Raw genomic sequence first — 14,773 nt, 5'->3', positions numbered from 1 at the left:
TGATCGTTTATGCCTTTACAGAATTTTCAATATGATACCATTATGAGAGAATACAGCCGCAAGCAGGCTGAGAACCGCCGTCTGCTGGAGGAGCACAGGCAGGAAGCTTATGACCGGATTCCCAGGCTTCGTGAGATTGACAGCGAAGTAGCTTCCTTAAGCGCAGCCAAAGCCCGCTCCATGATCAGCGGTCTGGATCGCAGCCTGGAGGATCTGAAGGCTGCCATATCCCTGCTTGCCCAGGAGCGTGAAGCTTTGCTTGCCCTGAATGGCTACCCTTCCGACTATCTTGAGATGCATTACACCTGTTCTCATTGTCAGGATACCGGCTATATCGGCAGCAAGAAATGCTCCTGTTTCCACAGGGCGGAGATACAGCTTTTGTATACTCAGTCCAATTTAAATGAAATTCTCAAAAAAGAAAACTTTGACCACTTTTCTTTTGACTATTATTCTGCTACAATAGATGCGTCCACTGGATTGTCCGCACTGGAAGCCGCACAGCGTGCATACCAGACTGCCAGGGATTTCGTTTCATCCTTTGACCAGGATCCCCGCAGCCTGCTGATCTATGGCAACACAGGCGTTGGGAAGACTTTTCTTTCCCACTGTATCGCCCATGATCTTCTTGAAAGCTCCCACAGCGTTTTATATTTTTCTGCATTTGACCTGTTTGATATGCTGGCACGGAATACCTTTTCCGGCGACAGCACAGGCAAAGACAACGATCTGGTGTACGACTGCGATCTGCTGATCATTGATGACCTGGGAACAGAGCTTACCAACAGTTTTGTGTCTTCCCAGTTGTTTTTGTGCGTCAATGAGCGTATTATGAGACACAGATCCACCATCATCTCCACCAATCTGGAGTTGGGTGAAATACAGAATGTTTACTCTGAACGGACCTTTTCCCGTATCTGCAATAACTATATTATCCTGAAGCTTACAGGAGAAGACATCCGGATGAAGAAAAACTATTTAGGAGGAAAATAGAACATGGCACAAAGATCCACAAAGGAATTATCAACCGTTCCGGTTGGAAGGCTTGGACTGATCCCCACAGACAGCTGTCGCCCCTTAGGCGAGAAAGTAGACGAATGGCTTGTTAAGTGGCGTAATGAGCGTACACACCCGGAGATAGATTCATTTTCTTTTGAAGGATACCAGAGAGATTCCTATACGATCCAGGTACAGACACCCAGATTTGGTTCTGGTGAAGGCAAATGCGTGATCTCGGAATCTGTCCGTGGTGATGATGTTTATATTTTAGTAGATGTATGTAATTACAGCATGAGCTACCCTATCGGCAATTACACCAACCTGATGTCCCCAGACGATCATTTCCAGGATCTGAAGCGTGTGATCGGCGCCATCGGCGGCAAGGCACGAAGAGTGAATGTGATCATGCCTTATCTTTATGAAGGCCGTCAGAGCAAGCGTATAGGCAGAGAGTCCCTTGACTGCGCCAGCGCACTTCACGAGCTGATCAGTATGGGGGTAGAGAATATCATCACTTTTGATGCTCATGATGCACGTATCCAGAATGCCACACCGCTTCACGGCTTTGAAACAGTGCAGCCTTCTTATCAGTTCATTAAGGCTCTTCTTCACAACGAAGAAGGACTTCACCTTGATAATGATCACTTTGCCATTATCAGCCCTGACGAAGGCAGCATGAGCCGCGCCATTTACCTTGCCAATATCCTGGGTGTTGATATGGGTATGTACTACAAGCGTCTGGATTATTCCAAATTTGTAGATGGACGTCATCCGGTAGCTGCTTATGAATTCCTTGGTCCTAAGCTGGAAGGCAAGGATATGATCCTGATCGATGATATGATCTCCTCAGGTGATACAGTGCTTAAGATTGCATCCCTTCTCAAAGAAAGAGGAGCTGGCAAGATCTACATCTGTTCTACCTTCGGATTATTTACAGATGGCCTTGACAAATTTGATGAAGCCCACCAGGCAGGTGTATTTGACAAGCTTCTCACTACAAACCTGGTATATCAGCCTGCCAAGCTTCTTGAGAAGCCATATTATATCACCTGTGACATGAGCAAATATATTGCATTGATCATTGATACATTGAACCATGATCTTTCTGTAAGCCACCTTCTGAACCCAGTAGACAGGATCAAGCGCTGCGTGAACAACTACATGGCACAGTACAAATAATATGATAATTCAAGTATCAAAATACACAAATCACTATTAAAAATGATCTTAACCTCAAAAGATCTCCACAGCATCCTTCCTGGATGCGGGAGATCTTTTTTAATGATTATTTATTCCATTTTATTCCTCTGAAAGGCTTTGCAAACGATACGGGATTCCTTCTCTTTCCAGTATCTGAGCCTCTCTTTTATTGCAGGTGCTGATGATCACCTGTTTTTGCTCTTTTTCAAGCCAGTGAAGCACTGCTGCCAGCCTGGCTTCATCATACATCCCGAATACATCATCCAGGATCACAGGAAAGGTTTCCCCACCGCAAAGCAATTCAGAAGCTGCCATGCGAAGAGCAAAATACAGCTGTTCTATAGTACCTCTACTTAATCTCTGGGCAGGTATTATCCGCTCGCTGGTATTTACGCTGATCTGAAGATCCGGGTCGATCAGTACTTCCTGATACCTGCCATCTGTGATCTCACACAAGATCTGGGAAGTACGCTGCCGCAGCCGGTATCCTACCTGCCGGTGTATATTGCCTGATATCTGCTCAATGGTATCCATTGCAAGATTCAGCGCCTGGATCTCTATGTCCTCACTGACCGGCATCCAGATCTCCGATTCATAATCCTTGTATTCTTCCTGCAGATTTTCAAAATCCACCCTTTTTTCTTCAAAAGATTCCTGTAGGGATTCTTTATTCCACTTCAGCTTCTCCTGCTGCTGGAGCCACCTGGTACGCAATCTGTTCTGGCTGGCCAGATCACGATCCAGCATACGCCGCCGCCCAAGATAATACAGGATCATCCCTATCCCAAGCAGAATACAGAAATCCCATCCCAGCCTGGTGATCTGATCAGCTGCGGAAAACCTGCTGAAAAGTCCTACAATGCCCAGGACCACAGCCAATAAGGCTGCTGTAGTAAGTGTCAGGCGCCGTTTACGAAGAACCTGGATCTTCCCTTCGATCATGTCAAGACCGCTGTCCTGTCCAGACCGGATCTGCAGCTTTTCTTCTTTCCTGGATACCTGGGATTGTCTCTCCTTCAATTCTTCCAGTTCCCGATTCAGATATTCCATTTTAGCATTCAGCTTTTCCTGCTCTTTTTCTGCTTCTTTTCTTTTTTTGTCCTTTTGTACCTGATAGCCTTTTCTGGACATCTTCAGCATCTGCATCGTTCTTCCCAGATCTACAGAGCTGTCCCCGGTTCCCTGGTAGCTGGCCATATAATTCTGTACCTCAGATGCCAGGTCCTTACCTGTAACGCTTTTCAGCTGCGCCACAGACACTGTATTGTCATATACAGCCTGGCTTACACCGCCCAGCAGCTGCTCCATTTGGCCATCCTCCACACCGGTCAGCTCTCCGGTACGAAGATTAAGTAGCTCCCCATTCTGGTTCTCTTTATAAAAATTACGAGTGAGCCGATAATCTTCGCCTCCGGTTGAAAACCACAGACTCCCACCGTACTGTGCCGGATTCTCCCACGGCTCGTACCTGGTATAAATATCATTTCTGGAGGCCCGTCCCCGCTGCCTTGTGATCCCGTACAGCATACTTCTTACAAAGGTATGGACCGTGCTTTTTCCACTTTCATTTTCTCCGTAAAGTATGTTGATCCCCTGGGAAAACTCCAGAGTCTTGTCATGGATCTTTCCAAAATTCTTAATCGTCAGTCGTTTGAAGATCATTCAATTCCTGTCCTCTCTGCTAACACCAGTTAATCACACTGCACTTGTCTGTAGAAGTGCCTGAAGACCGTAATACAAAGCCTTATCTTCCACAATGCTTCTGTCTTTTTCCAGAAAATACGTAATATAATCCCCGATCAGGGTACCACTGTACTGTCTTTGCAAGGCTTCCAGATCATACATAGGCCGGGATTCATCCAGGACCTCTGTAACATTGCCGAATTGTTTCAGCTTTTCCGGAATAAACAGCAGCTCTGCCGGACGTTCTCCTTGGATGATCACCCGATAAATATTCAGACCGCCTCTTCTGTAAATCTCATCCTTCAGCTCTTCTTCCAGAGAAATCTGGGTCGACTCCTGAGATACAGTGAGAAGAAGCTGCTGATAGGATCTGGATGCAAAAGGTACAAAGGAAACGCGCAGCCTGCCATTCTCCAGCCTGCCCTCTATATATCCGTGTTCTCCCAGGTCACCTCTGTCAATAGGCTCCAAAGCTCCTGCATAAGCTGCTCTGTCCCTTAAAAGGATCTGCGGCCTATGAATATGCCCCATTGCCACATAATCAAATCCAGCGGCAGATAAGCTGTTTATATTCACCGGTATATGATCTGCATCCCCACCATGAGCCAGAAGGATATGAAGTCCCTCTCCTTCCTTTGGGCGGATTCCATCATAAAGAGGAGTCCTGATCTCCTGGTGTTCATAGCTTAAACCATACACATATACATCCAATTTTTTGTCTTTTACGCAGGTAAGCTTTTCATCTTTAAAAAACACCACATTATCTGCCCATGGAAAATCTCTGTAAAAAGAATCCTTCTTCAGATAATCGTGATTTCCTGCCATCAGATACACCTGTGTCTCCGGAATGGTAGAAAACAGATGATTCACTTCTTTTAGTTCACGCAGCAATGGCTGCCTGTGAAAAAGATCTCCGGCTATAAATAACAAATCCACCGGATTTTCACGGATACCCGTAATAACCCGGCGGAAAGTTTCCCAGATCTCTTCTTCCCGCTTTTCACTCCAGGGGCATCCCCTGTCAGGTACTGCTCCCAGATGTACATCTGCAAGATGAATAAATCTCATTCTGATCTGCTCCTTATATAGATAAGCTATACCTGTAAGGGTAAAATACATCTGTAAAGATCAAACATAACTGCAAAGATCAAAGCATGCAGCAAATGCACCCTGCAATTATGACAGGGCCTTTATCTTACAGGTCACAGTTATTTACAGTTCTTGGGAATGGGATTACGTCACGGATATTGCCCATTCCTGTCAGATACATCACGCATCTTTCAAAGCCAAGGCCAAAGCCTGCATGACGGGTAGTGCCATATTTACGAAGGTCCAGATAGAAGTCATAGTCACATTCTTTCATGCCAAGCTCGTCCATACGGGCTTTCAGCTTGTCATAATCCTCTTCTCTCTGGCTTCCTCCGATAATCTCGCCAATGCCCGGTACCAGACAGTCCATGGCTGCCACTGTCTTGCCATCCTGGTTCTGCTTCATATAGAAGGCTTTGATCTCCTTTGGATAATCCGTAACAAAGATAGGTTTCTTAAAAATCTGCTCTGTCAGATAGCGCTCATGCTCTGTCTGAAGGTCACATCCCCAGGATACCTTGTAATCGAATTTGTCATTGTTCTTCTCAAGAAGCTCTACAGCCTCTGTATAGGTCACACGGCCAAACTCAGAATTAACCACATGGTTCAGTCTGTCCAGAAGCCCCTTATCAACAAAAGAATTGAAGAAGTTCATCTCCTCCGGTGCATTCTCCAACACAAAATTGATCACATACTTCAGCATAGCCTCTGCCAGATCCATATCATCCTGAAGATCAGCAAATGCACACTCCGGCTCGATCATCCAGAACTCTGCCGCATGGCGGGTGGTATTGGAATTCTCTGCACGGAAGGTAGGTCCAAAGGTATATACATTGCGGAATGCCTGTGCAAAAGTCTCACAGTTCAGCTGTCCGCTGACAGTAAGGTTGGTCTCTTTTCCGAAGAAGTCCTTGCTGTAATCGATCTTCCCCTGATCATCTACAGGTGTATTTACAAGGTCAAGTGTAGTGACCTGGAACATCTCTCCTGCACCCTCACAGTCACTTCCTGTGATCAGTGGTGTATGCACATACACAAAACCTCTCTCCTGGAAAAACTTATGGATCGCATATGCGCAAAGGGAACGTACACGAAATACAGCCTGGAAGGTATTGGTACGTGGACGCAGATGGGTCATGGTTCTTAAATACTCAAGGCTATGGCGTTTCTTCTGAAGAGGATAATCCGGTGCAGATGCTCCTTCCAGTGTGATCTCAGAAGCCTGGATCTCAAAAGGCTGCTTTGCCTGGGGAGTAGCTACCAGAGTACCTTTTACAATAATAGCTGCACCTACGTTCAGCTTGCTGATCTGTGCAAAATTCTCCATATTGTCATGGTAAACTACCTGCAGTGTTTCAAAATAGGTACCATCATGGAGAACAATAAATCCGAATGTTTTGGAATCACGCACGCTGCGTACCCAGCCGCCTACTGCGATCTCCTGATCCAGATATTTATCTCTGTTTCTGTAAATCTCTTTAACTGTTGTAAGGTTCATAATCTGTCCTCTTTCTCTTCATATTACATTATCGATAGCAATATGGATCTCATCCGTCCCACACTGCCTGTTGTGTTACAGTATAGACTATTCCTGTTCTTTACGCAAGAAAAAATAAGGCCAAAATATAACTGTTCAATTGATGTTTCAATTGCTGTTCAATTGCTGTCCACAGGCAATATCCCGTAGTCGCATCCTCGCGGAGCGTTTTTATGTAATAGGAACATTACGGAGTAATTTCCTATTACATAAAAAACAGAACTGCCGTCCTACACGATACAGTTCTGTCCTTTTTATTTCTGTACAGGTCCTGCCTGCAATTAATCTATATTGCCTGTAAATTACTTATCCTGCCTGTAATTTATCTTACCTGAAATTTATTTTGTGAGATGCCAGATATCCTCATTGTACTGCTCAATGGTTCTGTCAGATGAGAAGAAGCCAGCCTTTGCAATGTTCACAAGCATCTTCTTAGCCCATTTCTCTCTGTCTGTATAATCTGCCAGAGCCTGGTTCTTAACCTTAATATAGTCTTCCAGGTCAAGAAGAGTCATAAACCAGTCTTTGTTCACAAGCTCATTGTGAAGTCTTCTTAAGTTCTCTTCATGTCCAAGTGCAAGCACCTGATCGCTGACAATGAAATCCACATATTTCTTAATATCTGCATTGCCTTCATAGATAGCTTTTGAATTGTAATCTGCCTTCTCATAGTGCTGGATAACCTGCTCGCTGGACTGTCCGAAGATATAGAGGTTATCCTCGCCAACCAGATCACTGATCTCTACGTTTGCACCATCCATAGTACCAAGAGTTACCGCACCGTTCAGCATGAACTTCATGTTACCTGTACCGGAAGCCTCTTTAGATGCCAGAGAAATCTGCTCTGAAATATCACATGCAGGGATCAGCTTCTCAGCTGCGCTTACATTGTAGTTCTCTACCATTACAACCTTCATGTATGGAGCTACATCCGGATCATTTTTGATCAGATCCTGAAGTGTAAGAAGAAGATGGATGATGTCCTTTGCGATCACATATGCAGGAGCTGCCTTTGCACCAAAGATGAAGGTTACAGGCTTCTCCGGCTTCTTGCCGCCTTTGATCTCCAGGTATTTATAAATAATGTACAGAGCATTCAGCTGCTGACGTTTGTACTCGTGAAGACGTTTGATCTGGATATCAAAGATACTGTTCTCATCGATCTCAACACCTGTGTTGGAAAGGATGAAATCTTTGCACACCTTCTTTGCATCGGTCTTGATAGACAGGATCTTATTCAATACTTCCTGATCATCCTTATATGCAAGAAGTTTTTCCAGTTCAAATGCATTTTTCTTAAATCCGTCTCCGATCAGGGATGTGATCAGTTCTGTCAGAGGATGGTTGCAATACATCAGCCAGCGACGGAATGTGATACCATTTGTCTTATTATTGAATTTCTCAGGATAGATATCATAGAACTGCTTCAACTCGCTGTTCTTAAGGATCTCTGTGTGAAGTGTTGCCACACCATTGATGGAATAGCCATAGTGGATATCCATATGTGCCATATGCACCAGGTTGTTGCTGTCAATGATCGCAACGGATTCCTGAGGATATTTTCTCTTAACCTTCTCATCCAGCTGTTTGATAATAGGAACAAGATGAGGAACAACCTCTTCCAGATAGCTCATTGGCCATTTCTCAAGTGCCTCTGCAAGGATCGTATGATTGGTATAAGCACAAACCTTTGCAACGATATCGCTTGCTTCCTCAAAGTCAATACCTTTTGCAGTCAGCAGACGGATGAACTCAGGAATGATCATACTTGGATGTGTATCGTTGATCTGTACAACTGCGTAATCAGCCAGGTCATGAAGGTTGCAGCCTTTGGCCACTGCCTCGTCCAGGATCAGCTGTGCAGCATTGCTTACCATAAAGTACTGCTGATAGATACGAAGCTTTCTTCCGTCATCATCACTGTCATCCGGATACAGGAACAGAGTCAGGTTATGAAGTACGTCTTTTTTATTGAATGCAATACCATCATGAACCATGCTCTCATCTGCAATATCAATATCAAATAAATGAAGATGGATTGCTTTATTCTGATAGCCTGCAACTGCAATATCATACATTTTAGACTCAAGCTCAAATCCGTGGAACGGTACAGTATATGTTACATCTGTAGGTGTAAGCCATGTATTGTTGGTGATCCATGGGTTCGGTGTCTCATTCTGAAGTCTGTCTTTGAATACCTGTTTAAACAGACCCAGGTGATAATTCAGACCGATTCCTTCTCCCGGCAGTCCCAGTGTTGCAATAGAATCCAGGAAACATGCTGCCAGACGTCCAAGTCCGCCATTTCCAAGAGATGGTTCCGGCTCAACCTCTTCGATCTCAGCAAGGGATTTGCCGTTCTCTTTTAAGTAATCTGCAACCTGATCATAAATGCCAAGGTTAATCAGATTGTTAGAAAGCAGCTTTCCGATCAGGAACTCTGCAGAAATATAATAAATTTTCTTTTTTCCGTTGTGATAACCTTTTTCTTCCAGTGCTTCCTTTGTGTAAGTAAGAAGAGCTGTATAAATCTCTTCATTTGTACAGGAAGAACAGTCTTTGTGGAACATGTCATTGATCATTGTCTTTAAAGCTTCCATTGTTTCTCCTTTCATCCATTGGTCTGTATATTCAGACCTTTTCATACGCGCCTTTTTGCTTCTTCGTTCTTTGCTCTTTTTGATGATACAATCTTAGCACGGATGAAAGGCACAAAATACAACAAAACTGTTATGTTATGACATATTTTTGCGATATTTATGCGGTGAAACCAGATTGGCCTGCTGGAACTTTTTAATAAAGTAGCTTGTATTATTAAATCCGACATCCAAAGCGATTTCCGTAATGGAACGGTCTGAATGCAAAAGCAGGACTTTCGCCTTTTCCAGGCGGAAATCATTCAGGTATGATGCTACCGTCTTGCCTGTGTATTGCTTAAAAAGCTTCATGAAATAATACTCACTGTAATTGGACATCTCTGTTAACTCTTTCACAGTCAGCTGTTCCTGATAGTGTTCATTAATATAATCCAAAACCATTTTTATGGATGCAAGATTCCTGTTCTGTTCTGTATCTGCAGGAACAATGTAATTTCCTATCAGCATCTGGTAAAAAAATTCGTAAAATAAGCTTTTCAGCTGTACATAATAGAAGGGCTTTTTCTCTCTGTGGCAATCATGAATCTGATAAAACAGGCGGAAAATGTGTTCATAGCCACGGTCTCCTGGCGATATCAAATGGGTAAACTCTGCCTGATTCTCAGCAAGAAGGGAGATCAGCCGCTCCTGGCACAGATCCCCTGCCGGACTGGACAGAAAATTCAGGTCAAATACAATACTTTTGTAATACAGATAATTCCGAAGGTCTGATCTTATGCCGTGAATGACTCCGCTATTGACCATCAGGATATCTCCTTGTTTCAGGCGAATGGTTTCTCTGTTCAGCTTTGCCAGGCCACAGCCTTTTTCGATGCAGATGATCTCCATTTCTTTGTGCCAGTGGTTGTACAGGGAATGGAAGATCACACAGTTGTCGGTGTAGGTTTCTACGGGAAGTTCAAATGAGCCATGTCGGCCCAGTTCTTTCAGGGTTTCGTCCACCTTTGGGGCATGAAGTGTTCCGTTTTCTGCCATCCTCTCACCTCCTGTTGTTTCCAAATTTTTTCTTTGATTCTACCACAAAACTCTTCCCTTGCAAAATCCTTTTATACCGTATAAAATGGTATGTAATAATGATATTAAAACGAATGGATAATGAAATATGAAGAACAAACAATTAAATCTTACCTCCGGCCCGATTCTTTCTACCCTTACGGAGCTGGCACTGCCTATTATGGCATCTTCTTTTCTGGCTACAGCCTACAATATCACTGATATGGCCTGGATCGGAATGCTTGGTTCCAAGGCAGTTGCAGGAGTAGGCGTAGGCGGCATGTACGTATGGCTTTCCCAGGGACTTTGTTCCCTGTCGCGTATGGGTGGACAGGTAAATATGGCACAGGCCCTTGGCCGTAAAGATCGGGAGGCCTCTATCCGCTATGCAGATGTAGCTCTGCAGCTGACCATCCTGTTTGGTCTTTTTTTTACTGCACTCTGCCTGCTTTTTACAGATCCTCTGCTTCACTTTTTTAATCTGACAGATCCGGAAGCTTATGCCAGTGCCAGGGTCTACATGCTGATCACCTGTGGACTGATCCTGCTCCCTTACCTGACTCAGACTCTGACCGGACTTTATACAGCCCAGGGAGATTCCAAAACTCCCCTGAAGGCTAACTTCCTGGGGCTTGTGCTGAATATGGTTCTGGATCCTGTGCTGATCCTTGGAGTGGGACCTTTTCCAAGACTGGAGGTTGTTGGTGCTGCAGCTGCCACTGTCACTTCCCAGTTTCTGGTGCTGGCAGTACTTGTTGTCAGCCTTGTTAAGGATCACAGTGAAACCAATATCCTGCGTCATTCCAACCCTTTACGCAGATCTGCTTCCAGCTATTATAAAGATGTTTTCCGCATTGGGATTCCCACCGCACTGCAAGGCAGCATTTACTGCCTGATCTCCATGATCCTGACCCGTATGGTTTCCGGCTTTGGTGCAGGTGCTATTGCAGTCCAGCGTGTAGGCGGACAGATCGAATCCCTGTCCTGGAATACTGCCGACGGCTTCGGTGCTGCTCTAAATGCTTTCATGGGGCAGAATTATGGTGCAAGAAAGACGGACCGTATCCGGAAAGGATACAGCATTTCCTTTCGGCTGCTGGTTGCCTGGGGGCTTTTGATCACTGCAGCCTTTGTATTGATCCCCGGCCCTATTTCCTCCCTGTTTTTCCATGAAAAGGATGTAGTGCTAATTTCCGTTAGTTACCTGACCATCATCGGATTTGGGGAAGCCTTTATGAGTGTGGAGCTGATGACCATAGGTGCATTGTCAGGCCTTGGAAAAACAAAGCTTTGCAGTATTATCAGTATTATTTTTACTGGTATGCGTATCCCGCTTGCCATGGTTCTTTCCGCCACTTCCCTTGGACTTGACGGGATCTGGTGGGCACTTACCGCTACAAGCATAGTGAAAGGGATCATTTTTTACTTTGCATTTCAACATATCAGCAGGCGCAGCCTGTACTAGAAATGCTTTTGCCCCCAACATCCTATTATCAGTGACCAATAATAAAGAGGTACTTATGACAAAAAAAGAACTGGCTCTTGAAGTCATCAAACGATTAAAAACCGCATATCCGGATGCAGACTGTACCTTGGATTATGACCAGGCCTGGAAGCTTCTTGTAAGCGTCCGTCTGGCAGCCCAGTGTACAGATGCAAGGGTAAATGTAGTAGTACAAGATCTTTTTGCCAGATATCCAAGTGTAAAGGCCCTGGCTTCGGCAGCTCCGGAAGAGATCGAGGCTATCGTAAAGCCTTGCGGTCTTGGCAAAAGCAAGGCAAGAGATATCAATGCCTGTATGAAAATGCTTCATGAAAAATATAATGACAAGGTTCCCGAAGATTTTAACGCTCTTCTGTCTTTACCCGGTGTGGGCCGCAAAAGCGCCAATCTGATCATGGGAGATGTATTCGGTAAGCCCGCCATTGTAACAGATACCCACTGTATCCGTCTTTCCAACAGGATCGGACTTGTAAATGGAATCAAAGACCCGAAAAAAGTAGAAATGGAATTATGGAAGATCATTCCGCCAGAAGAGGGCAGTGATCTGTGTCACCGCCTTGTGTGGCACGGAAGAGAAATCTGCACAGCAAGGACACAGCCTCACTGTGACAGATGCTGTCTATTTGATATCTGTGAAAGGAATCTGTAAAAAGATACCAAAAGATTCTACAGTATGCAAGAAATGTGAGAATATCCTGCAAGATGCTAATTGCTGAAACATTACTACATTTCCAATATTTTATCTGCACCAAGGGAAAAAGCATCCTGTTTTTCATGTGTTACCAAAAGCAGGGTCTTTCCCTTGGTGTATTTTTTTATGGTGTCCAAAACTTTGATCCTGGTATCCGGATCCAGTCCGGAAAGAGGCTCATCCATAAGAATACAGTTCCGGCCTGCTGCCAGTGCTCTTGCGATGGCAGTCCTGCGGCACATGCCGCCGCTTAATTCACCCGCTTTTTTGTCCCAGGCCTCTTCCAGGTCTACAGCAGCAAGAAGTTCCCGGAGCCTTTCCTCCGAAAGCCTTTTATTTACCAGACGGATATTCGCCTGTACGGTAAGATTCCGGCAAAGTCTGTCCTCCTGAAAAACAGCTGCCATAGGTTCTTTGTTCCCCTGTATGGTTCCTGTATCCGGGAGTTCCAATCCCAGGATCAGATTCAGAAGTGTTGTTTTCCCGCATCCTGATCTGCCCATAATACAGGTGGTTTTCCCTTCTGGAAAGCAATAGGAAAAATCCTGCAATACTGCCTGTCCATAATAAGCTTTGCATAAATCCTGGATGATCAGATCCATTTTTATTTTCCCATCCTTTCCACAAGTGTGCCTATTCCGGTCAGAAACAATTTTTCAAACAAAACGCTGATCCCTATGATCACAATGGTCCATGCAAAAAGATCCGGTGTATTTAAATATATTTTTGCATGATACAGCTTCTCCCCTATCGATCCGCCTGGGATCCCGATCACCTCTGCAGCGACTCCGGCTTTCCAGCAAAGCCCCAGTGCCAAACGGCAGGCAGCCAGAAAATAAGGGGTAGCCTGTGAAATGTAAATATACCGCACCTTTCTTCCAAAGCTGACCTGAAACACCTGGGCCATTTCCAAAAGCTCCCGGTCGGTTTCCCGGATGCCCTGGCATACATTTGTATAAACTGCCGGAAACACCATAAGAAACGTTATAAATACAGAAAGATTCCTGGATGGGATCCAGATCAGGCACAGGATAATAAAGGAAGCAACAGGAACCGACTTCATAACCGTTACAACAGGTGCCAGCAGGATTTCCAGCACTTTACATCCACAGGCTGCGGCAGCCAATATGATTCCTGCAAAAAGCCCCAGAAGAAATCCGGAAACAATCCGCACAAAGCTGAATTCTACAGTTTTCCAGAAATCTGCCTGCGGCAAAAGCTGCCACAATTTTTTTACAACAGAAACAGGAGATGCCAGAAGGATCTCCTGTTTCAGCCACATACTGGCCAACTGCCATACCAGAATCCAGAAGGCAGCTGCCAGTATTCTTATTGTATAGCTTTTCCACCTGAGCCTGTTATTTTGGGCCTCATCGTGCGTAGTAGAAATCATCATCCGGAAGCTGTCCTCCAACCATCTCTGGGTTCTGCTGTTCCAGTGTGCTCAGATATCCGGACAGCATGTTCTGCATCTCTTCTCCCTCTACAAATACGATACTGCAGTCAGGGATGGCCTTTTTGGCCACTTCTTCAGCAATAATGTCATGGGCGCCAATGATCTTTGCAGCCTGATCCGGATCGCTGTTTACAAATTCTACGGACGCTTGATATGCATCCATAAAAGCATCCACATCAGCCTCATGCTCCTTAAGATAATCATTTCTTACAACAACCACTCCTGTTACCAGCTGGCTGTCATCAGAAACTCCATCCTGCCACAGCTGATTCAGATCCAAAGCCACCCGAAGGCTGTCATTCTTCATCAATGCAGTTGTAACAAAGGGCTGGGGCAAAAGCCCTGCTGCTGTCTGGTCATTTGCCAGAGCTGCAACTACTTCCGCATGTTCTGACTTATATTCAATGGTCACATCCTTTTCAGGATCGATCCCATTTGCACTTAATACATATTCCAGGGCATACTCCGGTGTAGCGCCTTTTCCGCTGGCGTAAATGGTTTTTCCTTTCAGGTCTTCCACAGACTGTATGGATTCTCCATTTTCCACCAGGTAGAGAACGCCCAGTGTATTCACAGCCAGTACGCTTACATTCTTCTGTGTCTTCTGATACAGCACTGCCGCCAGATTGGATGGAACAGCTGCTATATCTACATTTCCCTGCACGATCTGCGGTACGATCTCGTCTGGGGATGCTGCTATGGTAAAATCATAGCTGTCATCATCCAGCAGCTGTGCCATGCCCATGGCAGTTGGTCCTTTTAAGGCGCCTACAGCAATCTTGTCAGATGCTTTTTCCTCTGCTGGAACTGTAACGCAGTTTCCTGCCAGCGTTCCTGCCAAGAGCCCTGCTGTCAGCAATACGGATATCATTTTTTTCTTCATGTCTTTTGCCCCTCCTTAGTCTCAGGTCATACTTAAAAGTCGTGTAACTGTTCAGTACCTTCACAGTTACAAGAATGCCTC

General features: G+C 44.9%; 12 protein-coding genes. 4 read left to right on the top strand and 8 right to left on the bottom strand.

Annotated features, from left to right (window positions below; genetic code table 11):
• Positions 1-9 precede the first annotated feature (9 nt).
• Positions 10-993 (top strand): ATP-binding protein, encoded by a 984-nt coding sequence (locus OCV61_RS11265; protein WP_158421911.1) that lies wholly within the window; start codon positions 10-12, stop codon positions 991-993.
• 3 nt (positions 994-996) lie between these two features.
• Positions 997-2,178: a ribose-phosphate pyrophosphokinase gene (locus OCV61_RS11260; RefSeq protein WP_158421910.1), complete on the top strand. Its 1,182-nt coding sequence runs from the start codon at positions 997-999 to the stop codon at positions 2,176-2,178.
• 120 nt (positions 2,179-2,298) lie between these two features.
• Here OCV61_RS11260 and OCV61_RS11255 read toward each other — a convergent pair whose 3' ends face one another.
• From OCV61_RS11255 to OCV61_RS11235, 5 genes are all read right to left on the bottom strand, one after another.
• Positions 2,299-3,861 (bottom strand): ATP-binding protein, encoded by a 1,563-nt coding sequence (locus tag OCV61_RS11255; protein ID WP_158421909.1) that lies wholly within the window; start codon positions 3,859-3,861, stop codon positions 2,299-2,301.
• Between the two features lie 33 nt (positions 3,862-3,894).
• A complete protein-coding gene (locus OCV61_RS11250) occupies positions 3,895-4,950 on the bottom strand; it encodes a metallophosphoesterase family protein (RefSeq protein WP_158421908.1) in 1,056 nt (351 codons plus the stop codon).
• Between the two features lie 127 nt (positions 4,951-5,077).
• Positions 5,078-6,469, bottom strand: a complete 1,392-nt coding sequence (gene asnS / locus OCV61_RS11245; protein ID WP_158421907.1) for an asparagine--tRNA ligase — start codon at positions 6,467-6,469, stop codon at positions 5,078-5,080.
• A gap of 377 nt (positions 6,470-6,846) precedes the next feature.
• On the bottom strand, positions 6,847-9,108 hold the full coding sequence (locus OCV61_RS11240; RefSeq protein WP_158421936.1) for a glycogen/starch/alpha-glucan phosphorylase: 2,262 nt from the start codon (positions 9,106-9,108) through the stop codon (positions 6,847-6,849).
• Between the two features lie 135 nt (positions 9,109-9,243).
• Complete coding sequence (locus tag OCV61_RS11235; RefSeq protein WP_158421906.1) at positions 9,244-10,140, bottom strand: AraC family transcriptional regulator; 897 nt, start codon at positions 10,138-10,140, stop codon at positions 9,244-9,246.
• Positions 10,141-10,267: 127 nt separating this feature from the next.
• Here OCV61_RS11235 and OCV61_RS11230 point away from each other — a divergent pair, with 127 nt between their 5' ends.
• Positions 10,268-11,623: an MATE family efflux transporter gene (locus OCV61_RS11230; RefSeq protein ID WP_158421905.1), complete on the top strand. Its 1,356-nt coding sequence runs from the start codon at positions 10,268-10,270 to the stop codon at positions 11,621-11,623.
• A gap of 55 nt (positions 11,624-11,678) precedes the next feature.
• A complete protein-coding gene (locus tag OCV61_RS11225) occupies positions 11,679-12,311 on the top strand; it encodes an endonuclease III domain-containing protein (RefSeq protein ID WP_158421904.1) in 633 nt (210 codons plus the stop codon).
• Between the two features lie 74 nt (positions 12,312-12,385).
• Here OCV61_RS11225 and OCV61_RS11220 read toward each other — a convergent pair whose 3' ends face one another.
• Genes OCV61_RS11220 through OCV61_RS11210 form a run of 3 tightly spaced genes read right to left on the bottom strand, consistent with a single transcriptional unit; the run spans position 12,386 to position 14,692 of the window.
• Positions 12,386-12,955, bottom strand: a complete 570-nt coding sequence (locus tag OCV61_RS11220; protein ID WP_158421903.1) for an ATP-binding cassette domain-containing protein — start codon at positions 12,953-12,955, stop codon at positions 12,386-12,388.
• 2 nt (positions 12,956-12,957) lie between these two features.
• Positions 12,958-13,749, bottom strand: a complete 792-nt coding sequence (locus OCV61_RS11215; protein WP_158421902.1) for an ABC transporter permease — start codon at positions 13,747-13,749, stop codon at positions 12,958-12,960.
• Positions 13,724-14,692 carry an ABC transporter substrate-binding protein gene (locus tag OCV61_RS11210; protein WP_158421901.1) on the bottom strand — a complete coding sequence of 323 codons (969 nt, stop codon included), beginning with the start codon at positions 14,690-14,692 and terminating at the stop codon, positions 13,724-13,726. The genes OCV61_RS11215 and OCV61_RS11210 overlap by 26 nt, the downstream gene beginning before the upstream one ends.
• Positions 14,693-14,773: the final 81 nt, after the last annotated feature.

This window comes from Blautia ammoniilytica, from assembly GCF_025566965.1.
In the GTDB taxonomy this organism is placed as follows: Bacteria; Bacillota; Clostridia; order Lachnospirales; family Lachnospiraceae; genus Blautia_A; species Blautia_A ammoniilytica.
Note: the sequence above shows the minus strand (reverse complement) of the source record. Positions and strands in the feature narration are given on the sequence as shown.